Below are 24,805 nucleotides of genomic sequence, written 5' to 3'. Positions count from 1 at the left end.
CACCGTCACCACTCGAGCGTTCTGATGTATATCTTTTCTTTAATATTTCCCTGAATAGTCAGCATGAGAGTCACGGATTTCTCCAGGCCATTTTTGACCGCAATGACCCGCACAGGGTATCTCCCATCCCCCGGCCATGCGCCCGGGGAGCCGCCGTCGGGTATGAGGAACTCGCACCTGTACCTCTGCAGTGCCGCGTCCCAGGACATGCCGAGTTGCTGGCCGTTTGAAAGGACCGTGCATATGGAGTCCGCTGCCGACCGCACGCCGTCAGCCGGCTCGGAGGCTGCTCCGAAGAAGTCGACGTGCAAATGGCCGCCGCTGCTCTTCACCCTGATCGTGTGTGCGGCTGCGGGGAGGTTACCCACACGGATGTAGTTGTGGCCCTTGTTCTGCGTTTGGAACGAACCGTAGTACGTTCCGTCCACGTACACCTTCGCATAGCCGTCGTTGTGGTCGCTACCGTTGAACTGGACATATACCGCCGTAGCCGGCCTCGTGAAGCGGCACTCCAGCCAACCGTTGACCATCCACACGACCTTACCGTCCGGGGAGTAGCCGTAGGAGCCCCCTTTCGTCACCTGCCCGCCCTCGGCCTGCAGCACTTCGCCGTAGGAGGAAGAGCGATAGCCCGAGTACTGGGCGGCCGAAGGCGAAGCGGGCACCGTCAGGGCCGCGTACACCCTCACCTTCTGGCCCCGAGCCGCGGGGTTCGGCTCCAGTGCCGCTTGCAGTTCAAAGCCAACCTCGATGGCAAAGTGCCTGACCTCGGATACGTTACCCGCGTTGTCTACGGCCCGGATGTGCAGATAGTATTTCCCGGGGTTGAGCGCTACACTAATCTTTTCCTGAGCCAGGTTAACAGTTGCCTTGGGATCAGTACTGGGATTCCGGTCTATGACATAGGCATAGCCTTTTATCCCGGAAGCATAGGACACAGGGCCGACCACCGCGGAATTCAAACGGTCGCCCGTGGCCTTATTGATGGCTTGGACGTAGTAATAATAGGTATTGCCGTTGTCTTTCGGTCGCTGCCATGTGATTTCAATGCCGCCGGGAACGGAGCTGGTTTGAATCCCGGCGACCGGATCCGGCGGGAGCACGTCCTGCGCCGAGTGGTCGTCCCACGAGGTGCCGTCTGTAATTTGGGCCAAATAGAACAGGGTATTAGCGATAATTTTTTGCTCGTCCGGCGTGGCCTCGCAGTTGGAGTGGCCGGTCTGGATCATGGCCGTATTGCACCAGGTCGTAAGGTAAAAGTTGCCGGTTTCCGAAGGATCAACCGGGTCATCGTCGTGCGGGGGACTGGGGGTTGTATAGTAGTTTGTATACACCAGCCACACATCGCCGAAAGCGTACTGCGAAGTCGAGTGAGAATTTGGCACGGTTAATATAGTACCAGGTTCGCCTATTTTCCAGGGGTAGTTAGTCAGAAGCCCCTTCTTGATAATTTTAACCTTAGTGCCACCAAACCAGGTAGGATAGTTTGGTTGCTGTTTTGGGTCTTTGTAGTCTATTTCCCCGGGCAACGCATCCCACCAATCCCACGGGTGGCCAACCTTTATACGGAAGAACTGCCGTAGCTTCCGGGTGTACGTGTTCACGAACCGATCACCGAACATCGTATCGTGCCCGGTGAGATACCCGCGTCCCGACTTAATGAACTCCTCCACGACCGGGAGGGAGTTGGCGTTCAGGTCGTACCCGCCGTTGACGTCCCACGAACCATTGAAAATCACGTCGTACTTCCAGGTACCATCCGGGTTTTTGAGGTACTTTACCGGATTCGCATTGAAGTCGGGAATAGGCACCGCGTCCACGTCGATGAGACCCATCCCGTAACCCTTCGGGTGTTCCGCATTCGGCTCCTCCATCCACCTCTTGAGGCTCGCCGCCCTGGGCAGCGTGAACCTCTGCCCCTTCCAGTTGGTGAAGGTTACGGGGTCGCCGACCGGCGGGTATATGTTCAGAACCTTTACCCTGTCCTTGACCGGAATGGACTGGAACTCCGGCTCACTCGTCTCCCGCTTGTAGACCATGTAGTTGTAGTTACCTGTTTCGGAAGCAGGAGCCATCCCCCATTCCAGGTGGACCAGGTTCTGCTCCGGCCTCGGCGTGGCCCGTATCCAGGGCGTGGCGCCGGCGTATGCCTTAACCACAAGCATTACCAAAAAAGCCGCTGCAAGGACGGCTGCCAACAAAAGCCGTCTTTTCAAAATCATCCACCCCCTACCTTAAAATCTCAGCTTGCCGATGATGTCCGCGAAGAGCGGGAACACAAACACCAGGAGCAGGAGGAGCCCCAAAGCCACGGGCAGGAAAGACATGAATACCGGCTGGGACTTGACCCTCCTCTTCACCTCGTTCACCCGCGCCTCGTAGGCCCGCCTGGCGAATGTGGCCAGCATGGCGTCCACGTCCGCGCCGGTCGATATACCGAACAGCACCACGGACACGAAAGAATCCACCGGACCGTACCGGCACCGCTTGGCGAACCGCCGCAGGGCGTCCGGCAAGGAATAGAGTTTCATTTCCTGAACCAGCAGGTCCACCTGCTTTTTCAACTCGCCCTTCAGGGTACTCCGTACGGTGTCGAGCGCGCGGACGAGGTCGCTGGACTTCGCATAAACCCTCACCAGGCTGACCATCAGGGGGAACTCCCTGGCAATGTCCTCGCGCCGCTTCTTCTCCAGGATGTTTATGTAGCTCCGGCAGAGTTTCCAGCCTGCAAGGGTGAGGACAGCGGGCATGAGCGCCCCCGCAGGTCCCTGCACCGCGAACGCGATGACCGCCCAGGAAATGCCGGCCACGAGCACCAGCAGCCTGGCCCTTACCAGCGGCCCCACGTCCACGTCGAGCCCAAGGGAGCGGGCGGCCTCCTCCAGGTCGGACGCCAGTAAGTTCGCGGTCTTTATCCCTCCACCCCCACCTCGAACGGCAGCAACTTCTTCTAACGGCAGAAGCCATGCGAGTACCGCAAGAGCACAGAGAACAACAGAAACGGTTACCACTCTTCAGCCACCCCTTTCGCGGACATGCTCCACACGAAGTATTCCGCCGGGAGGATCGCGGCGACGATCACCTTCCCGACCAGCGTTCCCGTCAGGATGTCTTTCGACTGGGGGAACATCACGAAGGCCATCCCCAGCATCAGCGGAAGGAGCATGAGCAGGACGTTCACAGTGAGCCGCTGGCCCCTCATTTCGTTCTTCAGGTCTTCTCTGAGCGTCGTCCTGTCCCTGATCACCTGCACGATGGAAGAGATCACCGCACCGGCGTCAGCACCGAATTTCTCGGCCTCCAGCATACCCTCGACGAAGGTACGGACGTCCCTGGAGGGGACGCGGGCGGCCAGCCCTTCCAGGGCCTCCCTGACGGAGCGCCCGCTCCGGTAGTCGGCCACCGTCCTCCTCAGCTCCGCCCTCAAAGGATCGTCCACGCACTCCGCTGCCTTCTCCAGGGAACCGATAAGGTCGCCGGTCGCCTCGTAGAGGGAAGCAACCATCTGCAGGGCCACCTCGGCCTGGGAGTCCAGGACAGCCCGGTTTTTTGTTTTCTCCAGTTCCCTGCACTTCCTGTCGTACAGGTAGGCCACGCCCGCTGATACCGCGACGAACAGCGGGTTGTTGAGGAGCAAGCCGAGCGCGGCCCCACCGAGCGCCAGCAGCAGGAACCGCCTGTTGCCGTGCTGTTTTAAGCGAAACCCTCTGGCGGACTCGAATACCTCCTCCAGCGGGCACAGCAGGAGGAAAACCGCCAGGCTGACCAGCAAGGACACTACCTCCAAGTCGGAACACCTCCTTGAGTTTAAGATTCAGTTACCTATACGCCCCTTCATCCGAGGCACCACCGCACTGCGCGAACACCAGGTTGAACCAGGCAACCACTTCTTCTCCCGGCACCCCGCAGGCGGCCTTATACGACCCCTCCCATGGCCGCCTGCCCTCAATGCACCACCAGGCCCAGTAAGCAAAATCTTCCGCAAACCATTCACCGGCCCGCTCTCTCCAGGGCAGGGAAGTCTGGAAAGAGGCGTCCAGCAGCCTTTCCGCCGGGTAGCCGCGCAAAGCCAGGTAGTCTTTCAGCAGGGCGGCCTTCCTGCCTACATTTGGGATCCAGTCGTATCCTTCCGCACCCAGCACCCTGTCCGCCAGATAATGACCCAGCTCGTGCAGGAAGGTGTACTCGGGGAACAGGTCGAGTCCGGCCACGGCCACCCTGCCCCGGGAGTACAGGCCAGCGACTGGTTTCTCCGGATTCTCCGGCAGGGCCAGGTGATAGGCGGGTAGGACATACACCCGCAGGCCTGCCAGGAGTCCCGGCGGCAGGCCTGCCTCAATCAGCCGCCCCAGGGAAGCATCCAGCCGTTCCGCCAGCCGCGGAGACCATTTCTCGCAGGCGGCATCCCGTGCCCACTCGGGATGTTCGGCGGTTGTGCAGATATCATCCGGGAAGCAATATACCGTGGCCGTGGGCACAGCCCCACCACCCACAACGGCATATTCCCTGACGGCGTCAGACCAGGTGTAGAAAACCACGCCAGGGGCGTAAGCAGATTCGACTACGCTGGCTCCTGCCGCTCCCGGCCCGGCCAGGAAGAAGAAAAACAGAAGCAGGAGAAGCGGAAAACGCCCCAAAACCATCACCTCCTCAAAAATAAAAAGCCGGGCAGAAAAACCCGGCACAGTACGGCAGCGCCCTACCGCTTTCCCAATTCCCTGAAGGCCGGAATATCCGGCAGTTCTTCATCCATATTTTCTCTAAGTTTCGAGACCAGCTTTATGCTCACCGGGTTCACGCAATGGTGGACCCCCTCTCTGAAAACAAAGATGTCGCGGGCCACCGGCCCTTCCTTCCAGCCTTCGACTTCGGCCACGCGGACGACCCTCCTGGTGCCGTCGGGTAGCCTTTTGACAAAGACAAACAGTTCTATAGTCTCGCAGATCATGTACTCCAGTTCTTCGGCAGTCACCCCTCCCGCCCGGATCATGGCCCGAATGAGCCGGTGCACCGCTTCGCTGACGGTGTAGTTCGCGTGTACCGTGGTGAGGCTCCCCTCGTGGCCCGTGCCCATGGCCTGGAGGAGTTCGAAGGCTTCCGCCCCGCGGACTTCGCCGATAATAATCCTGTCCGGGCGCATCCGCAGGGCGTTTATCGTGAGCCTGTGGATGTCCGCCTTATCAGACGCCTCCATGGCCACGCAGTGGGGGTGGTCCAGGTTCAGCTCCCGCATGTCCTCAATCGTGATGATCCGCTCCGTCTTCGGGAGGAAGGTGGTCAGCCAGCGCAGGAAGGTGGTCTTCCCGCTGCCGGTCGACCCGCACACGACGATGTTGGCCTTCCCCTTGATAACGGCGTCGAAGAACCACACCATGTCCGGGCTTATGCTCCCCTGCTGGAGCAGGTCGCCGGTACGGAAGATTTTGCGGACGAACTTGCGTATGGTGAGCACCGGGTAGTCCGTAACCGGCGGCACCACGGCGTTCACCCGCGACCCATCAGGCAGCCTGGCGTCCTCCATAGGGGAGGAGAAGTTGATGCGCCGCCCGCAGTACTGCATGATGCGGTAGATGGCGTTCATCAGTTCTTCGCTGTCCGTGTAGGAAAGATCGGTCAATTCCATCACGCCGTTCCTTTCCACATAGATCTGGTGCGGGCTGTTGACCATTATTTCGGATACGTCAGGGTCGGCAAGGGGAATTTCTATCGGGCCGAGCCCGAGAAGGCGGCACAGGACGTCCTTCTCGACAGCCGGGTCGGTCCTGCCCAGGACAGCGCGGACCTCCCTCCTGACGAGTTCCTCGACGGGTTCCCCGCTGGAAACCTGTTCCGCCAGGCGTTCCCTGACAGTACTGACAATCTCCCTGATCTCCACCGGCATTACCACCTCACTGGACAAAGAGATAAACCGCCTTACCCGACTGGGCGGCGTAGGCCATGCGCGGGGCATCGCCTGAAGGTACCGCTAGCAGGACCATGCGGTCTTCATTGGGCCTGGATGGGGGAGCGGAAATAACCGTCGCCTGCCCCAGCACCAGCGGGCCTTCGTTCATCACCGCCACCACCGTCACCGTATTACCCGCGGAGAGCGCGGGAGCTACGGGATTTTTCAGGGGAAGGACCGTCTGACCGGACTTGACCAGCCCTGCGGCATTTCCTTCCACCTGGGGTGCAATTACCTGCACCCCTTTGTGGATGGTCTCCTGGGCCCGCTTACCGATTACCTGCGTTGCCGAGGTATAAGCCTCCGGGTGCCTGTCGCCCGCACTGACCTTTTTCACCACGACGTCCGCGGCGGTTATTTCAGTCCCGGGAGATATGTCCCTGACGGCCACGACCACCCCCACCGGCCTGTACGTGAAAGTGTAGAGGAAAAAGACCGAAGCGCCTGCCAGGATGCTCAGCAGGAGGGCTGCCCGAACCCTGAACCCAAGCTTCCTGTCCCCGGCGGCACCTTGTTCATTAGTTCTCTCCTTTACGGTACTCCCGAAATCCGCTTTCTCCCCCATCGTCTTTGTCTCAAGCACCATCCCGTCGGGAAGCGGAGTAACCTCAGCATTACGTTTCTTCCTGCGGAAAAACATTTATATCTACCCCCTCAGCAGGGACTCAGCAAGAGCCCCGAAATCTTCGTCTTTTTCTATCCCCACGATCATCCCCACGCGGTCGGCAAAGTTGCCGCGGTAGAGCTCCACCACGTGCGAGGACTCCGGCACCCTGTCCACCACCAGCGCGTCGAGCCGCAACTTCATTTCGCTGTCGAGCCAGAGCTGTACGTTGTGCACCGATTCGCTGGCGTCCTTGAAGCTGTGCCCCACGACGTGCACCACCCGGTGCGCCGCCCGGTAAACTTCGTCGACCACCTGCGGGTTTCCCAGGGGCACTCTCACTTCAGCTACCACGTACTCATACAGTCCCTGCCGGTCAGCCCCCAGTATTCCCCTGCCGTCGCAAAAGGCGTACCTGCCCCCGGCAACGGCGGCATCCGGAGATTCCCCGTAGTGGACATATGAAGCAGGTGCGCTGCCCACCTCCAGGTGCAGCACACCGTCACCCATCGCCTTCAACAAACCGGCGGCTACAGACGAACTGTCCGCCCCCGGGGAACTCTGGAATAGCGCGATGACTTTCCCGGCACGTTCCAGTACCGGCGACAAAACCCCTCCGTTCGCGACGACAGCGGCTTCTTCCCCCGCCGGGACGCTCCCTCTCCCCGCGACCCCCGGTTCTGGATGCCCCACAGGGTCAACCGGAACCGGACGTTCACCCCCCTCTTCCGGCAATGTTGCTTCCCCCACCGGATGATGTTGCTCCGGAACACGGGTCGCACGGGGCGGATTACCGGGGCCACTGTCCGGAACCCAGACCACAGGTTCGGGTACGTAGTTGTTCTCCACGGCGGACTTCACTGCTTCGAGAACGGCGCTCAAGCCGATCCCACCCCTGACGGCAGGAGCCAGTTCCTTACCGCTGATGTCCACGACTTTACCGCCGCGCAGCACCAGGATGCACTCGTCGGGCACCCCGCACTCCCCGGCAATACGGACGCACTCCATGCCCGCGGCATCCTCCGTGCCCGCAACTACAACCACCGGCACTCCCATGTCGGCGGCGGCATCGAGCGACCCGGAAAAGTCCGGCCCCCTCACGACCACAGCGGCATCGACTTTCCCATCCTGGTCCCCGTTGAAACGGACGAACTCCACTCCCTTAACCCTGAACTGCTTTCCGACATTAGAGAGTACACGCATCGGCTTACATCCCTCCCAACAGCAAAAATTTTGCAGCTTCAATCAGGTAAGTACCCGCGGCCAGGTACACCCCGAAAGGCAGGACTTCCTCGTCGAACCGCTCCCTGCCGCGTACGGGCAGCAGGTACACCCACAGGAGGAGCTTCTTCGACCTAGCCAGGTTGGCCAGTCCCCCCGCTACAGCCAGCACGCTCCCCGCTGCCAGGACCCACAGGAGCGTTTGGGGTCCGTACCACGCCCCCAGGGCGGCCATCATCTTGAGGTCGCCCCCACCGATGCCGGACAGCAGGGGCATCCTCAAAATAAGAGCGGGCAGCAGGCCGAACACCAGGCCAAGCGCTGTCCCGCAAGCGCTCTCCAGCAGGCGGTGCGTCAGAATCCCGTTGCTGACTCCAAGAAATAAGATAAAGGCGTTCAGCGCATTGGGTATGATCCTCCATCTCCAGTCAGTGTACGCTGCCGCACCGACAGCACCCAAAAACAAGGTTTTCAGAAAAACGTGGACGAGCATCTTAACACCCCATTATCCAAGTAGCTTTCCGACCAGCGGCGACACCCAGACCTCCACGGCGGCCGCAACGGCGAACATCCCCGCCACCACGGGGGTCCCCCGCCTCAGCCTGGCCAGCACATTCCCGTTGATCGTCAGCCCCAGCGCGCACGCCAGGAAGAGTGCCGGTAGTTCGATCATCCCGTGGGGGGCGAGGAGCGCCGCATAGTACCAGGGAGGAATGCCTTTCGCCGCCAGCAGTGCACCCAGGACGCCGACGACGAGGCCGTTGGACGCGCAGACCACGGCAGGTACAGCACCCCGTGAAGGTCTCGCCAGAGAGATGCACATGGCGGCCACGCTGACGTTCTTGGCGAAGATCAGGAGAAAAATTGGAAAGTTCAACGCACTGTCGGAAGACATCTTCTCACCAATGCCCAGGCCGTACCTTATGGCCGGCATGAGCCACTGCAGGAACTCTCTTTCGAAGACGGCCCCGGCGAACACACCGGCAAAGAACAGCCCCGCAAAAACAAGAAAAAGTTTAAGCCGCATCGCCGACCACCGCCTTCACCATTACCGACGTTACGAAATTCCCTACTATTACCATGACGGCCGCAACCACGATGACGATGTTGCCCCCCAGCGTGTCGAACAGCGGGGAAACGAACTCCGGCGCCAGCACGCGGGAGACCCCCATCAGGAAGAACGGCAGGAAGCTCAGGAGCCGTGCCGTTATCCGCGTCTCGGCGGTCACCGCCTCCACGTACCGCCTGTCGCTGTCCCGCTCGATGACGGTCTCCTGCAGGTACTTGAACACTTCCGCCAGGTTGCAGCCGGTCCGGGAATATATCCGGAGCGCCACAACCAGGGAGTCCAGGTCCCTCCAGCCGGTCTCCTCCGCAACGCTCTTAACCGCCTCGACGTAGGTGGACCCCGTGCGCGTCCGGCGCAGTACTTCAGCGAAGACGTCCCTCGCCGGGCGGGGCATCGACGGTACGGCGTCCTCCAGCGCCTGGTGCGGGGACAGCCCGCCCTGGAGGGCGGCCATCAGGCTGCCAACAACCTGGGCGTACTGCGACCTCAGCAATGCCTTCCGGCGGTTGTGTCTCCCCTGCTCCATCATCCGGCCCACGTAAATGCCCCCGAGAGAACCCAGAACAGCCAGGTGGAGCCTCCCGGTCACGCCGTAGGCACCCAGGAAGCACACGGCCATTCCGACCAGGATATAAACCAGCAGCGATTTCCGGTCACCGGGGCTGCCCAGCCTGACCTTCCATTCCTCATCCAGGGGGACGCTCCTGGGGCGCCTGCCTTGCCACACGGCCAGGAAAACCGCCATAAAACCGGTTGCAACCGCCAGCCATTTCAGGAGATAGTGCACTGCCAGCCCCCCTTTTCGGCCAGAATTTCTGCCCGCTTGAACTCCCCCGCCACCCATTCGAAGGAGTCCGTCTTCGGGTTGTACCGCCACAGGAGGTTGAGCTTCACGTCCCTGATGATGCCGTCAGCCCCGCGCTCGGGGCCAACCACCTCCACCACGTGGTCGAGCCTCCTGCGGCCGCTTTTCTCCCGCAGTATGAACACGATTATGTCCACTGCATCGGCTATCTGGTCGAGGATGGCATCCCGGGGGAGCTCCATGCCCGCCGTCTGGACCATGTTCACCAGCCGGTTGATGGCGTGCCTCGCGGAGTTCGCGTGGACGGTCGTCATCGACCCCGGGTGGCCGGTGTTCATCGCCTGGAGCATATCAAAAGTCTCCTCGCCGCGGCACTCCCCGACGATTATCCGGTCGGGGAACATCCGCAGGGCGTCCTTCACCAGGTCGCGCAGGGTAATCTCCCCCTTCCCCTCAATGTTCGGCGGGCGCCCTTCCAGCCGCCTCACGTCCGGGTGCTGGAGCTGGAGCTCCGCCGTGTCCTCCACAGTCACCACGCTCTCATCGTGCGGGATGAAGGACGCCAGGACGTTGATGAATGTCGTCTTACCGCTGCCGGTGCCACCGGCGATGACGATGTTCTGCCGGGCAAGGATGCACGCCCGCATGAACTCCAGCACTTCCCGGGATATCGACCGGTTCTTCAACAGCGCCTCCGGAGTAATGTCCTGCCGGAAGCGCCTGATTGTCGCCAGCACCCCGTCCACGGCGCACGGCGAGATGTGGGCCATCATCCGCGAACCGTCAAAGAGGCGGGCGCTCACGCGGGGATTGGCCAGATCCAGGCGGCGCCCCGTGGGGGCGAGCATCCGCTCCACCACCTGCCGGGCCTGCTCGGCGTTCTCAAACCGCTCCTGCACGAAGATCCTCCTGCCGTGCCTCATCACCTGGACCCGCGTGCCGTTGACGATGATCTCCGTAACCTCCGGGTCGAAGAAAAACTTCTCCAGAATCCCGTACCCCAGAATGTCGTTAAAAAGTTTCTGGACGAGGGACGGCACCGCGGCGGACGCCGCCTTCACGTCGAGGTCCCTCATCGCCCGCAGTACAATGCTCTTGAACCTGTTGCGGACCACCGGGTCGCGCGACCTGGCAACCTCATCCAGGTTCATCTGCTGTCTGACAACCTCTTGAACGTGGTTCTTGAGGCGTGCATATTCTTCCTGTTCAATACTGACCAGCGCGGTCTCCCCGGCGTCACTCTTCTCCATACGGCGCTGCAGAAACGGCAGGGGGGAAATCAGCCCGTCCCTGGCCGCCAGCGTGCTCACCAGAGTCAGATCCAATACCAGCTACCTCCTTCCCGGTATTCAAAGCTGAAGAAAATGCCTGCGATACGAACTTCTTGACCTTTCTGGAGATGACCAGGTACCTCTTGTTACCTCCGGACAGCACTTCCGGCAGAAATGGAAAGACCGCCCACGCCGAAAAAAACTTCCGGGCATCCTCTTCTTTTATCCCCCCGGGCAGGGTGCTCTGGTTCAGTATGACCCGGGTTTTTTCGCCGCACCCCAGACGGGAGAGCAGGTCCGCGTCCTCCGCGTACAGGTCCATGTCTGCCCTGCACGGCCGGACGACCGCGAATATCCGATCGCAGAGCATCGCCACCGCCCAGCCGTTCCTGTAGAGGGGACCTATCACGATGACCGCGAGGTCGAACGCCCTCTTCACGAGCGAAACAGCCTTGATGGAGATCCGCGTGTCTACCTGGGCGGCATCGAGAGTCCGCGCGACGCCGGGCACCACGAAAATCCCGCGCGGGTGGAGGACGCCCGCCTTGTTCACTTCCTCCGGTACATCAACCCCCTCCATGTCCAGGACGCTCGCCGGGCATACGTCCGGGGTCAGCCCCATGTACGTACGCACTTTACCCCGGAGAGACAGGTCGACCAGCGCCACGTTTTTCCCTTCTTCCGCCGCGCAGAGGGAAAACAGGCAGGCGAGGGTGGTGGCCCCCGCCCCGGAGGCGGGGGAATAGAATCCCACTACCTCAGCATCCCCTTCGAGTTCCCCTGGAGACAGCGGGAGTGCCGGGATACTCCGCTCAAGAACAGCACGGTTCCAGAGATCTCCCAGCACTTACTCTTTCCCCCCTTTCAGCACGAGGGCGACTTTTTTGCCCCGCACATTAAGGGAAGCGATCAACCGTGCTTCCTCCGGCCTGACGGCTAACACGTAGAACCTCCCCTGCTCGCTGCCTTTTTGGCCTACCGTCGTCCAGGGAGTGGAAAGAACCACCGCGTCCTCTGCCACGACGCCTGTAGTGATCCCCTGCTCCCCGGGCACATCCGCGTACACGGTTACGATGTCACCCCTCCGGATCCCGGCCATACCCATAGCCGTGTCGGGAGGCAGTTCGACCGCGACCCAGCCGTCAGGCGCAAAGGTACGCAAAGCGGCGACCAGGACGCCGTCCGTGGAAAGGTGTTCGGCCCTCAGAACGTCTCCCGCGAGTACGGGGCCCGCCGTTACGGTCTTGCCCACGACGGCGGCTGCCGAGCGTACCGCCGTTGGCGGTACGGCTTCAGAAGGCATTTTCTTCACCTGGACGGCATCCTCCGTGACGACCTGGCCGACGGAAAGGTTTTGCGCGGCCACCACGACGGGGACGGTGGGTCTCGTAGCCTGGACAGAAAAGTAAATCAAAACCGCCGAAGCAAGCGCGAATATGAACGATACCAGCAGGGGAGCATGTTTCTTTAACACCTTCCGCGATCACTCCTTTTCGAGGTTTTCAAACAAACCTGCCACTTCCCTCGCTCCCACGAACATTCTGCCGTCCGGCAGAACGAGACAGGGAACTTTTCCAGCCGGGGAAGAGGAAGAAGTTCTCACCTTACCCGAATATCCCGCCTCTTTCAGCTTTTCTTCGCCGGTGCGGACCGCCAGCTCGGGCACGACGACAGGTTCCCACCTTTTGCCGCCGGGGTCGGCGCTAACCGCGGCACGGACCGCCTCACCGCACGCCCGGCAAAAAGGCGAAAAATAAAGAAGGGCCTTCTCCACCCGGGTAATTTTTTTACCGGTGGAAACCGGCTCGCGGTTTTCCCACGCGGAATTTCCCGCTGTCCCGCCGGGCATTCCGGTTAGTTCCAGGCGGGCGAACAGGAAAAAAGCCGACAGGAAAAGCAAAGCGACCGCCACAGCAGCGGCGACTTTTTGTGCTTTCTTTCCTTCCCGGGCAAAAAGGTCCGCCCCGGAAGAAAGGCCGCCTAAAGAGAAGAGCACCGCCGCGGCGGTACAGCTTTCGCAGAAACCGAAAACAGCCTGGGCCGCGAAACTGGCAGACGCCGTCAGGGTCCCTGTCAGCGCGGCCGGCGCTTCCCGGCCCAGCAGGGAAAAGATAACGCCCGCGAGGGCGGAAGCGGCACCGGGTACCACCAGGGTGCCGCTTCCCTCGCGTAGCAACTCCACGAAAGCTCCCGCGAAAAAAATACAGCTGATCCAACGACGGGGTGGCATGCCACTCCTCCTACTGTACCGGCTGAGCATCCTGGATCTGTTGACCCACACCTTTGAACTTGGTAGCTATGGCCTTACCCAGGAAGATCATGGCCGCGATGCAGGCGACGGCGATGAGCGCGATGAGCAGGCCGTATTCGGACAGGACACCGCCGGATTGGTCGCGAGCGAGGGCAACAACGGTGTCTTTAGCTTTTTTGAACAACTCCCGCATACCCGATTTCACCTCCTTCCCCTAAAAAAAAGCAGGGGGCGAAACAGCTTCCGCCCCCCTGATCCCCACAGCACTACGGCGTGATCTTGGGCACCGTAATCGCAGAAACGTTGCTCTGGATTTCGGTGAACTTACCCTTCATGGTGTTGGCCAGGTTGTAGCCCGCAGTGGCCATGACCAGCACCACGATGGCGATCCACAGACCGGACTCGATGAAGGTCGAACCGCTTTCGTCCTTCAGCAGGGACACCAGCTTCCGGAGCATGCCCGATTTCACCTCCTTCCCCTAAAAAAGCAGGGGGGCGAAACAGCTCCCGCCCCCCTGATCCCAGCAAAACTCTACGGAGTGATCCTGGGCACCGTAATCGCAGAAACGTTGCTCTGGATTTCGGTGAACTTGCCCTTCATGGTGTTGGCCAGGTTGTAGCCCGCGGTGGCCATGACCAGCACCACGATGGCGATCCACAGACCGGACTCGATGAAGGTCGAACCGTTCTCGTCCTTCAGCAGGGACACCAGCTTCCGGAGCATGCCCGATTTCACCTCCTTCCCCGGCGTTCTCAAAAAAGAAAAAGGCCCGGCTTTTTCGGGGCCGGGCACGCTTCCAGTCTTCCGCGTACGCTACATACCAAACGCACTCATGAGTTGAACGGCTGCCGGATAAAAGAGGACCAGCATGGAGGGCACGAGTATAAAAACCAGCACGGGAATCACCATGGAAACGGTCAATTTGCCTGCCGCCTCCATAACCTCGAAACGCTTCACGGACCGCATCTGTTCAGCGTGGGCGCGCATGGACTCCGCCAGCGGCGCGCCGTACCTGTACGACTGTACCACGACCCGCACCAGACTGCGGAACTCGTCCACGTTGCACCTGTCCGCCATGGAAACCAGTACGTCAACCATGCCCTGGCCGGTGCGGTACTCCCTCAGCGCACGGTCGACCTCTTCCGCCAGCGGCCCTCCCACGCAGCCGGCCGCTTCTTCCAGCGCAAGCACTATGTCCGCACCGGCGGACAGCGCCGTGGAGAACAGCACCGAGAAATCCGCCAGGGAAAGCCGTATCTGGCTTTTTCTCTTTGAGATGCGGGAGTTCAGCCACATACCCGGCAGAAAGTACAGCACGGGAGCCAGGAACACCAGCCAGAAAAGGTCCATGCCGAACAGCAGGAGGGGGAGGCACAGTATCGCGAACCCCCCGGCCAGCGCCCACCGGAGACCGGCGAACCAGTCGGGGCTGACGTCGTACAACCCGGCCTCCGCCAGCTTCCGCCCGAGTTCGCTTCTTTCTTCCTCCGGAACTAACCTCACCCCGGTCCGGCACAGTACCTCCTGCACCTTTTTTCTGTCCATGCAGGCGGCCCTCGCCAGGGCGGGGGTCATCACCGCACCCGCCGCGAGGACCGCGGCCGCAAATGCAGTATCCAAGCCGAAACCTCCTTTTCCTCTAATCTTTCCAACATGCCCGCTCGGGAGCCCTGGTCCACTTTAAAGAATACGGAGGATGGTAGTACGTTTGCCCCTGGGTACATACGTCAGTCTTATAAGATTCCGGAAACGCACCCAAAAAACCCGGGAAAAGTGAACTGAGCCAGGAGCGGCCGTAAACTGTTACAGAAGGATAAGCCGGGTCGGAACGAGAATTGTGAAAGACTGTCCTTATAACCTGTGAATCGGAGGCTATCAGCGGCTCGTTAGCATAATAGAACGCCTCCGCCGCCAATCGGCTCCAGCCGGAGTTGCCTGAGTCATACGTCACCCACCGGTCGTTGATTACGTACCAGCAGCTACCCCCGCCGCAGGAACAGGGAGGTTCGCAGTAATCCCGCCAGCCTTCCTCGTCCAGGAGTTTTCTTTCGCGTCCTGTAACGGTGTGCCCCACTACACCGCAACTTTCACACCAACAGCTAAACTCGTCGCACTCCAGCCTGTCCCCCCGATCAGTGAACACGGTTATGTTGACCCACCGCTTCACGCCGGAAACGGCACCCGCCAGGGCCGCCGCGTCCGCCGCCGTCTGGGTTTGCTCCCGCATCAGCAGGAACCTGCCGAACTCGCAGATCCCCGCAAAAAGCAGCGACAGCGCCACGCAGACCGCGGCCATCACGACCAGCACGGCTCCCGACTCGTTACTCGTAACCCTGCGGAAAGTCCCACCAGCCGAAAACTGCCCTCGCACTCAGCGTCACCCCCTTCCCGCCCAGGGCGTTTTTTGAGAACCACCCGAAGAACCTGTGCGGGTACGTGGCCGTGCAGACCACGCTGTGGCTCTGCCCGCTGTCGTGCCGTTTTAAAGATACATTCACGTCGCCGGAGTACCTACCGAAGTACATCCGCGCTACGTCGACGGCCTTGGTATACCCAGCACCCAGGTTTCCAGTCAGGACGGCTTCCCGCGCCGCGTCCCGTACCACCCGCTGGAGGTACACGTCGTCGCGGATGAGCCAGGCAATTTCGACGCAGGCGAAAAAGAACACCATAAGGACCAGGCAGGCCATGACGAGCTCGACCAGGATGGAGCCTTTTTCTCTCTCTACCTGCGACCTGAAAACTTTACCCTTTAAAATACCCAGCACCGTCATTTTACCCCCTTCGCGCCACCTCCCGCAGTCCAACAGTCTGGAACCGTCCGCCTTTGCCTTCGCCACGGCAGGCCGCCTCTACTCCACAGCAGGAGACGGGCTATCTTCTGCCAGAAAGGGTCGGTCCAAAATTGCCGCCTTTCCACCCGCCAGGTCCGCACGGAATCCATCCGGGCTCTCCACCTTTCAACCGCTTCCCTGAAATCTTCCAGTTCCATTTGTTTGTAGCCAAGTTCTTTCAGCTCCATTTCCAATTCATGGGAGTGCTCCAGAGCCACGACGGTATCTCTGCCGCCCCGTGCGCATTTTACTTCATCCCTCCACTCCGCCGAGTCACCGAACCTGTCCTTCCAGAAACCGCCGGAAATCCAGCCGTGGCAGGGATAAACGAACACCGTTTCCTTCGCCGCATTCCCAAAACGCTTCCTTAAACCCGGAAGGCACACAACCCAAAGCTTCCCTCCCACACGGGTGAAAGCTCTTAGCACATAAACGCCTTTTGCCGAAGGATCAAGCCAAGCCTTACGCGCTTTCAGGAAATCAGCTACGCCAGAGTAGATACCTGAAACTATACAGAGAATAAAGGCAACAGCCACCGGTGCTGCCAGGAGGATTCCTACTGCGATGAGCAGTAACTTCATTAGCCCGGAATTTATAATGGAGTCAGGCGAACCAGGTGCTGAAAAAACCAATGTACAGAAAAGGGTCATTATGATAATCGCACAGATGAAAGCGCTCCAAAAAACGACCAGATTGGAGCCTATAGGGGTTAAGAACACCCGCGTCACCCCCTTTTAACCTGAAAATTCCCCCGGATTTCTGAACCGGTACTCCAGCGTGCAGGTCGCCCGCCTGACCAGTTCCGGCATCCGGTAAAAATAGAGCCGCTGCACCCTGGGCTCCGCCCGCACCTCCGCCACTGCCTTGTCGCCTTCCTGCCGGACGCTGACCGACACAGAGCCGGGCTCGATGAAGAGGTATGCCCACCGGCCAAGGGAGGTTACAACTTCCTCCAAAGCCGCCTCTTTATCGAGAGACACAGCGTACTGCTCGGCTGCCCTGTAAGCAGCATCCTGGACAAAGAAGCCTCCTATTCCCCACAAAGTCACCCCCAGAAGGCCGAACAGGAAGGCAAAGAAGACGATGAAAGCAAAGACGAACTCGACCAGGGTGGAACCGGTTTCTCTCCCGAACCGCAAGAAAAACACCCCCTTAAAAAAAGAGAGCTGGAACTCCAGCTTAAAGTGCGAAAAGCCCTGTGATTAATGCGCACACCCCGGACATGAAGGAGAAAAAGTAAACTTCCTCGAAAAAACTTCTCAACCTGCTCCCATTTCCACCATACGGATAAGCCGCCCTGAAACCGCCGTTAATCAATGCCATCGGCACCCACAAAAGACCCGTCAAAAACAACAGTACCTTGTCAAAACGGTTGTATTCATCCCAGAGGTGTTTACCTTGGAAAATACCGAGAATATCGCATATTTTTTGTTGTGCACATTTCTTTCTATCCCTTTGACAGCCGCAATCCACGAATTTGGACACGCTATCGCCCTTACTATCCTTGACAAACCACCCCGAAAGGTAACACTTGGCAAGAAGGATAAGTCTGCAATTGCCGTTTTTAAAATAGCAGGTGTAACAATCATTGTTACCCAGTATTTCTTTGTCGGCGGTGAATGCGCCTTCCAATGCCGGGGTTTCTATACGTCCAAAAGTTCCAGAAAAATTATCATTCTCTCTGCCGGTATTTTTACAAACTTGTTCTGTGCCGCATTTTTCTACCAAAGTAACAACATTTTTTTGTATGCTTTCTCTTTCACCAACCTTGCCCGTGCCCTTCAAGACGCTCTTCCCATCAGCAACAGAACCGACGGCAAGAAAGTCTTCTCCATTATCCAAGCCATCTTTAATAAAACAAAACCAGATATTGTGGATGTATATATCTCTTACCCTTTGAGTAAGAGGGTAACAACATTTTTTAATATCCTTTTTTATGTTATACTCTTCGCTCTGTTTCTTTCGTACATTGCCAAGCCTCGCTTTGGCATAATATAGTGCCGCCGGTTTTCCTTTCTCAATAAGGTAATCAACCACATGACATATTCCATTCGGTATAATCAAAATTGCCACAGCGAAAAATAACCTGCTGGCACCCGCCAACCCGCAGCCAATAATACCCAGTACAACCCAAGACAGCAAAAACAAAGGCATAACTCTGAACCTGAACTCAGGCGAATCGCAGAAACTATAGCCAATTTTATTGCCAAAACAATCGATGCTTTCCGTTTCCCACATCTTGCGTGAGATATAAGAATACCACAAGTTTTTAACGATGTCTCGAATCAACTGCAACATCTCCTTGCTCCCTTACTGATCATTCCAGCATCCGGTACAGGTAGAACCGCTGCATCCCAGGCTTCGCCCGCCCCTCTATGACAGGAGGTTAATAAACTGTCCCATAAGGAAAGACACGAAGGCTGCCCCAATCGCCCCGAAGAGAAACATCTCCCCCAAAAACCAGCTAAACAACCAGGCGAAAAAGGCAAAAATTCTCTTCCAGCCCGGCCTACCCCCCTCCAACCACCAGTCGAGCCTTGAGCGTACAGCTACGAACAGGAGGGAAACCACACAAAACGGAAAAATTGCTATGGAAAGTGCCGCATCAAGGAGGTTGAAAACAAAATGGAAACTCTTAACCAACACGGACAGGTATTTATCGACACCGCGACCAGCCTCATTCTTGCGCAACCGTGCTTTTTCCTTATTCTCGGGGTCGGCGCCGAGCTTCTCGCCCTGGGTTGGCTGCATATCCTTTTCCACGAACTGGGGCACTTCTTCGTACACGTCCTGCTCCGGGACCTTCCCGAGCTCGTGAACATCTGTAGCATAGACTTCTGTCTCAAGCCCTGGGAAAATACCACCTTCCGCTTTTCTCCGTGGCCCATTGGTTTTACCGGTGAACCCAGCAAACCCCGCGCTCTCCAACCCACCCCGCTCAGAGAAATTGCCGTTTCCCTCGGGGGATTGAGCATCACCTTCCTCATTTCGGCAGTAACTCTCGTCAGCGCCAAAATAGCCGGTCCCGGTTTCAAAACCCACCTGGCCCTCTTTGGTGCTGCAGGCATCTCCCTGTTCCTGGGCAATTCCTTCGGCGGTAATACCGATGGAGCGCGAGTGTGGTTTTCCATCTCCTGCCTCCTCCGGAGAAATCCCTGGCCAGAAGAGTTTCCCGCAAGGTGTGAGAAACCGTCCCTCGTAGCCAGGACCATTATCACGCTCGCAGGGTTCGTCTTCAGCTTTGCCTGGGCAACCCTTTAGATAACACAGCGCACATGAAACCACCCTGGCTGCGTACCCTTCACATAGAAGCAAAGCAGCCGAAAGCACTGCCGCAACATATGTCAAGCACCCGCCGAAAAAAGAAGCATATTTCGTGAGCTGTGCGCCGCACAGGAAATACACGGCAATACTGCTCGCAAAGATCCAGAAAACCACCGGAAATCCTGCTCTCAACCTCGCAGAAAGAAGCAGGGAAAACCTCACATTCGAACTCCCCACTACCAATTTACCCACAGAACTCAAAAATCGGTCTGCAAAACCGTACCGCTGTTTCCCGGGCCAAAAAAGCGGTCCCCGTGATCGGCTACACTCCATCATGCCCAACATCCACATAGAAAAAAATAGGGAAAAAAAGAACAAGAGGAATACAATACTATCACCTGGATCCAATTCTATCGAGATTGTTTTCTGCACTTGCCACATTAAAACCACCCCAACGAAAAAAGAGGGGCCTGTGATTGGCCCCTCTGATCAAATATCCCCCAGCTCCCCGTGAATACCCGGCTCCCTCGGCCCTGTCGGAGGCGGCTCACGCTTGACCACGGTCACCTGCGTAGAAGCCCTGTTGTCCGGCGGGTAGGACTCCAGGTCCTTCGGCTCCGGCCACGCCTCGGCGCTCACCTTCCACGTGCCGCCGCGTGTCACCGTGAAGAAGTATTGTACCGTCTTGAACCCCTTGCCTCCCAATGTGAAGGTCAGCGTCTTCGTCCCCACCGGGCCGTTCATCGTGAGTTTCACCGGCACCGGGTCGCCGTCGTCCTTCCGGTACGCCCGCACGTTCACGCCAGGCGTCAGCGACGATGACAGCCAGCTCAGCACGTAGGGGTTCTTGATGGGCCAGATCTTGACGGCGACATCAACCAGGACGGATATCCGCGCTTCGTCCCGGTTGTTTGACCAGTTCGCGTCGTTCGAGGTGTCCACCGGGTTTATCTTGACCACAATATCGCTGTTCCTGTTCTGGGCGTGTACCTTTACCCTGTATTTAAATTGTTGGCCCGGCTGGAATTCGATTGGGTTCTTCGGGTCGGGTGCGCCGTCAAGAGGCACCAGGGTTACGGGGTACTCTTTGCCGCCTATTACATGCAATCCCTTGAGCACGGCTCTCGTAGACAGCGGGTAATTTTCTTTCAACCCGAAGGTAGCCGTAAACGTCAGCTCCTGCCCGGGTTTCGCTCTTACACTGTGCGGATCTATCTTCGCGTAGAAGTCGGGTACCTGTTTCGGTACTCCGTACCAGGTGATCACCGCCGGAAAGTACCAGCGCCAGCCCTGGACGCCGGGGGCGAAGTTCATGGGAGGTAGGCCCAGCATGGCACGTACTTCAGGATTGGTAAGGTCAAGCGCTTTTCTCAATGGGGATAAGGACGCCCGCCAAACCAGGGAGCAGGCGCCATGCGCCAGGGATTCTTCGTCGAAGTACGCCCTTACAGTAAGATTGTCGGGTTCGTATCGGAGGTATCTTTTTCTAATTATATCCCAGTTTCCCAAGTGCTTATCGTACTGGTAGGCCCGCTCGAAGAGGTCCCGGTCGTTTAACAGCAGGGGAACAGCCTCCACCCTGGTTACCTTAAACCTGTTCCGCACGCTTTCATCCGGCAGGTAATAACTGTTTACCTGGAGTTTTCCTTCCGTCGGTCTGTCCGGGTAGGTGTCGCCGTTGGTATCCTGCCAGTGCCCGTCGGAGTGCCGCCAGATGTCAAAGTACGGAACGGCTATGCTCATATAGATCACCTGCTCCTGCCCTTCAGTGGGCGAAGCGAAGGCCGCCCCGTAAGGGACGGCCGCTAAAACCGCCGCAACCAGCAGCATGCTGATTAGTTTTTTAAACAACTTCAACTACCTCCCTTTGTAGTATGGATTCTCTACATAGAGGACTTGTTTATCTCCTCCTTCGAGCAAGAACCCTTTGACATCTTCCAGTCTGGGATCCGGCAGGGTCAAGTCGTCGCTTAATGCGGCACTAAATGGGAACTTCACGGTAAATGGGTTTGTCGGGTACTGATAAAACCCGGGCATGCTTATTCCATAACTAACTTTGTTGTCCTTCATGACCAGGAAGATCTGGGAAAGTCCAGTACGATCATCATCTGCAGAAGCCTGTTTGATGTATATACCGTCTTTAGCGAAAGTAACTCCCAGGATGGCGTTGCCGCCGTACTTCCTGGATCCCATTAAAATCCCGTTAGGCGGTATATCGCCGGGTTTAATCTTTTTAATGGTCATATCGGGTACAAAAGTCGGGTTATTACCCTTATCCAGACCCTCCCAATCAAACTCACTCATATTAATCGGCTCACCGGTGAATTCCTCAGCCCTGGCCAACCAGATGCTGCCCGCTTCACCGATTTGCTCATTTAAATAATCCTTAATACCGCTTATATCCGGTTTCGGTTCACCCTTCGGCCAGCATATCACCAGGTTCAATTTCGGGTCCCAGTCCACCTGATAGCCCAGGGCCTCGGCCACCCACCGGGCCGGCAGGAAGGTGCGCCCGCTCCTGACCAGGGGGGATACGTCCATGTTGGTAACCTTACCGTTGGACTTGAGTTGCTTGCTGCTGATTACCAACTCCACCACCGGGTACCCGGGTTGCTTCAGCGTTACCAGCCGGGCCTTCTCGTTCCAGCCGATATTTTCATCCTCCACCCCCAGGGCGTTGCTCAGGAAACGCACGGGGACGAAGGTACGGCCGGCTAACACGAACGGGGCAACGTCCATTTTTACGCCGGGGATCTGGCCGTTGACGAAGTATTCCCTGGTGCCGACCACGAAAACCACGGACTTGACCAGCTTCTGGTTTTCGTAGACGTCAACCTGTTCCTGCTGAGCCAGGGCCGGGAGGGCCAGGAACGCAAGCAGAAATAGAGCTATAGGAATAATTAGGGCTTTACGTTTGAGCATATAACCACTCCTTTTCCTCGAAGTTTTTATACCGGGCGCAGGCCCGGCATGAAGATGACGAAGAGCGCCAGCAAGATGACGAACCAGAAGAACCTCAACAGCGGCATCACTCCTTTCTATTGATTTTACCTCATTTTACCACACCAGCACGCCCGGCCTCCAGGAGTCCTTTCACGTCCTCCAGGGCCTCCCCGTCCACCTCGACGTTGACCGGGACGACCACCAGCGCCCTGCCGTACTGGTAAACGGCCAGGTGCCGGTAGCCGTACTTTTCGACTACCCCGCGCAAAAACGCCGGGGGCAGGGCGAAGTGGTGCGACGACAGCCTGGCGATTTTGAGCAGTTTGAGTTCCGGCACTTCCGACCACCCCTGACTTTGACTTTGATTGACTTTATCTTAGCACGTTCTGGTAGAAATGACAAAAGCGGTATTTGACTTTGTTTGACCAAAACGGGTGTTCTGTGCTGGAAGATATTTGTTTTTCAGGGTGAGGTGCGGGGTTTTCGTTGATTTTCGGCGTTTCTCGAAAAAAGAAAAGACTCGAAAACCAGGTCAGAACCAGGTCAGCCAATCGCAGCTTCGGGCAACTGCAGCAACTCGCTCCTCCCCGTTTCCGGCAACGCCTCCGCTTCGAGCCTGGCCACCAGTTCTTCGTATTCCTTTCTCACTACGTCCGAAAGAACTTCCACCAGCCCGTCCGGGTCAAGCCCGCCCTCCAGGAACTTGTCGGCGGCCCGGTTTACGCCCGCGGCCACGGAAGATTCCAGGAGGCGCATCTCCAGGAAGACCACCGCTGCGCGCCGCGCTAACGGAGAAATGACGTTCCCCTGCCGGCACTTTGCCAGGAGAATCTGCCGGGCAACGTAGATCTGCAAATACTGCCTGAACCTGTCCTTCTCGGTGTCCATTATCGTCCTGAAGGAGGGGTACTCCGCGACCACCTTCAGGACTTTAGCGGCCACTTCGTCGCACAGGCGCATCTCCGGGACCAGTAACCGGCTCAACACGGCATTGAGCGCCCTACTCAGGGTCGGCATGTGAGGTTTTACCTTCATGCCGTCGAAGAGTTTGCTGTCCCTGAAAGACAGCAAAGACAGCGCGGCGGCCACTTCCAGGTGTTCTTCCCTGCGAATCTCTTCCTGCATGGCCTGAATCGAAAACATTATCCCACCTCCACGTCTATCGCTTTTACCGATTTGCCCATCGTGTCCAGCGTGTCTTCCGCCCACTTCAAGACGGACCTGACGGCGGAATCGTACTCCCGCTGGGTCTCCGGCCGGCATCGATAAATTTCCCTGGCCGTGTATGCCAGGAGAGAGGTCTCTTTCAGAAATGCCCTGACCCGCGACACAAAGAAGGCCGCGTCTTCCTCCAGCTTCTTTACCTGTCCTTCAATTGTTTCTTTTAAAATTTCCTCCCGCTGGTTCAACTCCCGGAGCCTCTCCCTGTAGGCATCCCGCTCTTTCCGGAGTTTCTGGATTTCGTTCAAAACTTTCTGAGGCACCACTTCGACTATCTTTTCCTTTACCTCCGGCTGTTTCGATGATACCCCGGCGAGCTGTCTCTTGAGCGCGTCCAGTTGGCCCTGCAACCTTTCCCTCTCCCGCTCCGCTTCAGTCCGCTCTTCCCGGAGTTTTTCCCGGGTTTCATCCAGTTCCCGACGGAGCCGTTCTATTTCCAGCCGGTCCCCGCTTTCCCGCAAAGCGTTCTGGAGGTCGGCTATGGTTCTGGTAAGTTCCCGCTCCCTGTTCTCCCAGAGGATTTCAGCCTGCCGTTTTTCCACCTTCAGGGCTTCCAGGGACCGCTGCAGCTCAGCGGCCTGCCTTTCAACCTCCGCCCTCACCTCCGCCTCGATCTTCCGGCGGAGTTCTTTTGCTTCTGCCTGCTTGAGTTCGGCTATCCTTTCCCCGTATACAGAGAGTACCTGCTTCTGGGTTGCCGGAGACAAGAAGGCCAGCTCATAAGCAGCAGTTGTGCCCAGCTTGCCGGAGGAAACAAGCTCCTGGAGCTCAGGAATCAGGTCGTTGAGCTTATCGAGTTGTTTAACTCTCCTTTCAGATAAACCGACAGTATCAGCGATATTTTTCAAAGGGCAATTATTTCCCTTTGATTCCTGCGCTTCTTTAGAACGCCTGTCGCCCCCTTTTTTTACCCTGTGCACTTCCTTCAGCACCCTGATCAGCCTCGCCACCTGCATGTCGTTTAGCTGTCGCCTCAATAAGTTGTCCTTAATGAGCAAAGCTACCGCTTCGTCGCTTTCAGGGTCAACGTCCCTGATGACCACCGGTACGTGGGTCAGCCCCACATGCTTCGCTGCCTCCAGCCGTAAATGACCTGCCAGCACCGTATAGTCCGGCGTTACCACCAGAGGGTTGATTATCCCGTTCTCCTTGATGTCCTCCACCAACTCACTCCACAGCGGTTCCGGTAAATCCTCCGGAAAATACTCCTTGTTTTTCGGGTGAGGTTTGAGAAGTCCAACCGGCACCTGGTTCATCGATGACCACCTCCAAAAAAGAAAAAGCCCGGCGTTCGAAAACCGGGCTACATACAAGATCCTTCCGAACAATACATGGCTGGGTATACCTATTTTGAACCTCCCCCCACTGAAGTGGGAG

General features: G+C 58.0%; 29 protein-coding genes. All 29 read right to left on the bottom strand.

The window, feature by feature from the left end; translation table 11 throughout:
- Positions 1–5: 5 nt before the first annotated feature.
- Entirely contained in the window at positions 6–2,216 is a 2,211-nt protein-coding gene (locus G7K71_RS14040) for a hypothetical protein (protein WP_166347540.1), read from the bottom strand.
- Positions 2,217–2,234: 18 nt separating this feature from the next.
- Positions 2,235–3,011 (bottom strand): type II secretion system F family protein, encoded by a 777-nt coding sequence (locus G7K71_RS20085; RefSeq protein ID WP_166347537.1) that lies wholly within the window; start codon positions 3,009–3,011, stop codon positions 2,235–2,237.
- Positions 3,005–3,778, bottom strand: coding sequence for a type II secretion system F family protein (locus G7K71_RS14030; protein ID WP_313885012.1), 774 nt, complete (start codon positions 3,776–3,778; stop codon positions 3,005–3,007). The genes G7K71_RS20085 and G7K71_RS14030 overlap by 7 nt, the downstream gene beginning before the upstream one ends.
- Positions 3,779–3,818: 40 nt before the next feature.
- On the bottom strand, positions 3,819–4,637 hold the full coding sequence (locus tag G7K71_RS14025; protein WP_166347531.1) for a hypothetical protein: 819 nt from the start codon (positions 4,635–4,637) through the stop codon (positions 3,819–3,821).
- 62 nt (positions 4,638–4,699) lie between these two features.
- On the bottom strand, positions 4,700–5,899 hold the full coding sequence (locus G7K71_RS14020; RefSeq protein ID WP_166347528.1) for a CpaF family protein: 1,200 nt from the start codon (positions 5,897–5,899) through the stop codon (positions 4,700–4,702).
- Positions 5,889–6,584: an SAF domain-containing protein gene (locus tag G7K71_RS14015; protein ID WP_166347525.1), complete on the bottom strand. Its 696-nt coding sequence runs from the start codon at positions 6,582–6,584 to the stop codon at positions 5,889–5,891. The genes G7K71_RS14020 and G7K71_RS14015 overlap by 11 nt, the downstream gene beginning before the upstream one ends.
- Positions 6,585–6,590: 6 nt before the next feature.
- Positions 6,591–7,751 (bottom strand): hypothetical protein, encoded by a 1,161-nt coding sequence (locus G7K71_RS14010; protein WP_166347522.1) that lies wholly within the window; start codon positions 7,749–7,751, stop codon positions 6,591–6,593.
- Between the two features lie 4 nt (positions 7,752–7,755).
- Positions 7,756–8,262, bottom strand: a complete 507-nt coding sequence (locus G7K71_RS14005; protein WP_166347519.1) for an A24 family peptidase — start codon at positions 8,260–8,262, stop codon at positions 7,756–7,758.
- Positions 8,263–8,274: 12 nt separating this feature from the next.
- Complete coding sequence (locus tag G7K71_RS14000; protein WP_166347516.1) at positions 8,275–8,796, bottom strand: stage II sporulation protein M; 522 nt, start codon at positions 8,794–8,796, stop codon at positions 8,275–8,277.
- On the bottom strand, positions 8,786–9,682 hold the full coding sequence (locus tag G7K71_RS13995) for a type II secretion system F family protein (RefSeq protein WP_166347513.1): 897 nt from the start codon (positions 9,680–9,682) through the stop codon (positions 8,786–8,788). The genes G7K71_RS14000 and G7K71_RS13995 overlap by 11 nt, the downstream gene beginning before the upstream one ends.
- On the bottom strand, positions 9,610–10,968 hold the full coding sequence (locus tag G7K71_RS13990; RefSeq protein ID WP_166347511.1) for a CpaF family protein: 1,359 nt from the start codon (positions 10,966–10,968) through the stop codon (positions 9,610–9,612). Before G7K71_RS13990 ends, G7K71_RS13995 begins: the two co-directional genes overlap by 73 nt.
- Entirely contained in the window at positions 10,880–11,761 is an 882-nt protein-coding gene (locus G7K71_RS13985; RefSeq protein WP_166347508.1) for a hypothetical protein, read from the bottom strand. Before G7K71_RS13985 ends, G7K71_RS13990 begins: the two co-directional genes overlap by 89 nt.
- Entirely contained in the window at positions 11,762–12,388 is a 627-nt protein-coding gene (locus G7K71_RS13980; RefSeq protein ID WP_166347505.1) for a Flp pilus assembly protein CpaB, read from the bottom strand.
- Positions 12,389–12,397: 9 nt separating this feature from the next.
- On the bottom strand, positions 12,398–13,144 hold the full coding sequence (locus G7K71_RS13975) for a hypothetical protein (protein ID WP_166347502.1): 747 nt from the start codon (positions 13,142–13,144) through the stop codon (positions 12,398–12,400).
- Between the two features lie 10 nt (positions 13,145–13,154).
- A complete protein-coding gene (locus G7K71_RS13970) occupies positions 13,155–13,370 on the bottom strand; it encodes a Flp family type IVb pilin (RefSeq protein ID WP_313884986.1) in 216 nt (71 codons plus the stop codon).
- 61 nt (positions 13,371–13,431) lie between these two features.
- Complete coding sequence (locus tag G7K71_RS13965; protein ID WP_166347499.1) at positions 13,432–13,623, bottom strand: Flp family type IVb pilin; 192 nt, start codon at positions 13,621–13,623, stop codon at positions 13,432–13,434.
- 74 nt (positions 13,624–13,697) lie between these two features.
- Positions 13,698–13,958, bottom strand: coding sequence for a Flp family type IVb pilin (locus tag G7K71_RS13960; RefSeq protein WP_166347496.1), 261 nt, complete (start codon positions 13,956–13,958; stop codon positions 13,698–13,700).
- 21 nt (positions 13,959–13,979) lie between these two features.
- Positions 13,980–14,786: a type II secretion system F family protein gene (locus tag G7K71_RS13955; RefSeq protein ID WP_166347494.1), complete on the bottom strand. Its 807-nt coding sequence runs from the start codon at positions 14,784–14,786 to the stop codon at positions 13,980–13,982.
- 19 nt (positions 14,787–14,805) lie between these two features.
- A complete protein-coding gene (locus G7K71_RS13950; protein ID WP_166347492.1) occupies positions 14,806–15,537 on the bottom strand; it encodes a pilus assembly protein TadG-related protein in 732 nt (243 codons plus the stop codon).
- The gene (locus G7K71_RS13945; RefSeq protein WP_166347490.1) at positions 15,488–15,934 is read right to left on the bottom strand and encodes a TadE/TadG family type IV pilus assembly protein; all 447 of its coding nucleotides are present in this window, start codon (positions 15,932–15,934) and stop codon (positions 15,488–15,490) included. The genes G7K71_RS13950 and G7K71_RS13945 overlap by 50 nt, the downstream gene beginning before the upstream one ends.
- Positions 15,935–15,936: 2 nt before the next feature.
- Positions 15,937–16,386, bottom strand: coding sequence for a hypothetical protein (locus tag G7K71_RS13940; protein ID WP_166347488.1), 450 nt, complete (start codon positions 16,384–16,386; stop codon positions 15,937–15,939).
- 348 nt (positions 16,387–16,734) lie between these two features.
- Positions 16,735–17,139, bottom strand: a complete 405-nt coding sequence (locus tag G7K71_RS13935) for a hypothetical protein (protein WP_166347487.1) — start codon at positions 17,137–17,139, stop codon at positions 16,735–16,737.
- Positions 17,140–17,179: 40 nt separating this feature from the next.
- A complete protein-coding gene (locus tag G7K71_RS13930) occupies positions 17,180–18,298 on the bottom strand; it encodes a hypothetical protein (protein WP_166347485.1) in 1,119 nt (372 codons plus the stop codon).
- 75 nt (positions 18,299–18,373) lie between these two features.
- A complete protein-coding gene (locus G7K71_RS13925; protein ID WP_166347483.1) occupies positions 18,374–19,705 on the bottom strand; it encodes a hypothetical protein in 1,332 nt (443 codons plus the stop codon).
- A gap of 48 nt (positions 19,706–19,753) precedes the next feature.
- Positions 19,754–21,115, bottom strand: a complete 1,362-nt coding sequence (locus G7K71_RS13920) for a hypothetical protein (protein ID WP_166347482.1) — start codon at positions 21,113–21,115, stop codon at positions 19,754–19,756.
- A gap of 6 nt (positions 21,116–21,121) precedes the next feature.
- A complete protein-coding gene (locus G7K71_RS13915) occupies positions 21,122–22,186 on the bottom strand; it encodes a copper amine oxidase N-terminal domain-containing protein (RefSeq protein ID WP_166347480.1) in 1,065 nt (354 codons plus the stop codon).
- Positions 22,187–22,316: 130 nt separating this feature from the next.
- The gene (locus G7K71_RS13910; protein WP_166347478.1) at positions 22,317–22,544 is read right to left on the bottom strand and encodes a hypothetical protein; all 228 of its coding nucleotides are present in this window, start codon (positions 22,542–22,544) and stop codon (positions 22,317–22,319) included.
- A gap of 206 nt (positions 22,545–22,750) precedes the next feature.
- On the bottom strand, positions 22,751–23,350 hold the full coding sequence (locus G7K71_RS13905; protein WP_166347475.1) for an NAD-glutamate dehydrogenase: 600 nt from the start codon (positions 23,348–23,350) through the stop codon (positions 22,751–22,753).
- On the bottom strand, positions 23,350–24,684 hold the full coding sequence (locus G7K71_RS13900; protein ID WP_166347472.1) for a ParB/RepB/Spo0J family partition protein: 1,335 nt from the start codon (positions 24,682–24,684) through the stop codon (positions 23,350–23,352). Before G7K71_RS13900 ends, G7K71_RS13905 begins: the two co-directional genes overlap by 1 nt.
- Positions 24,685–24,805 lie beyond the last annotated feature (121 nt).

It is taken from the genome of Desulfofundulus sp. TPOSR, assembly GCF_011393055.1.
Classification (GTDB): domain Bacteria; phylum Bacillota; class Desulfotomaculia; order Desulfotomaculales; family Desulfovirgulaceae; genus Desulfofundulus; species Desulfofundulus kuznetsovii.
The sequence above is the reverse complement of the archived record's forward strand: the minus strand, read 5'-3'. Positions and strand labels throughout refer to the sequence as shown.

What these genes read in the sequence shown, in the direction of transcription:
- G7K71_RS14015 (WP_166347525.1), bottom strand. Translation starts at nt 6,584, where the DNA reads ATGTTTTTCCGCAGGAAGAAACGTAATGCTGAGGTTACTCCGCTTCCC.
- G7K71_RS14010 (WP_166347522.1), bottom strand. Translation starts at nt 7,751, where the DNA reads ATGCGTGTACTCTCTAATGTCGGAAAGCAGTTCAGGGTTAAGGGAGTG.
- G7K71_RS14005 (WP_166347519.1), bottom strand. Translation starts at nt 8,262, where the DNA reads ATGCTCGTCCACGTTTTTCTGAAAACCTTGTTTTTGGGTGCTGTCGGT.
- G7K71_RS14000 (WP_166347516.1), bottom strand. Translation starts at nt 8,796, where the DNA reads ATGCGGCTTAAACTTTTTCTTGTTTTTGCGGGGCTGTTCTTTGCCGGT.
- G7K71_RS13995 (WP_166347513.1), bottom strand. Translation starts at nt 9,682, where the DNA reads ATGGGTGGCGGGGGAGTTCAAGCGGGCAGAAATTCTGGCCGAAAAGGG.
- G7K71_RS13975 (WP_166347502.1), bottom strand. Translation starts at nt 13,144, where the DNA reads ATGCCACCCCGTCGTTGGATCAGCTGTATTTTTTTCGCGGGAGCTTTC.
- G7K71_RS13965 (WP_166347499.1), bottom strand. Translation starts at nt 13,623, where the DNA reads ATGCTCCGGAAGCTGGTGTCCCTGCTGAAGGACGAAAGCGGTTCGACC.
- G7K71_RS13930 (WP_166347485.1), bottom strand. Translation starts at nt 18,298, where the DNA reads ATGTTGCAGTTGATTCGAGACATCGTTAAAAACTTGTGGTATTCTTAT.
- G7K71_RS13925 (WP_166347483.1), bottom strand. Translation starts at nt 19,705, where the DNA reads ATGTGGCAAGTGCAGAAAACAATCTCGATAGAATTGGATCCAGGTGAT.
- G7K71_RS13915 (WP_166347480.1), bottom strand. Translation starts at nt 22,186, where the DNA reads ATGCTCAAACGTAAAGCCCTAATTATTCCTATAGCTCTATTTCTGCTT.
- G7K71_RS13905 (WP_166347475.1), bottom strand. Translation starts at nt 23,350, where the DNA reads ATGTTTTCGATTCAGGCCATGCAGGAAGAGATTCGCAGGGAAGAACAC.
- G7K71_RS13900 (WP_166347472.1), bottom strand. Translation starts at nt 24,684, where the DNA reads ATGAACCAGGTGCCGGTTGGACTTCTCAAACCTCACCCGAAAAACAAG.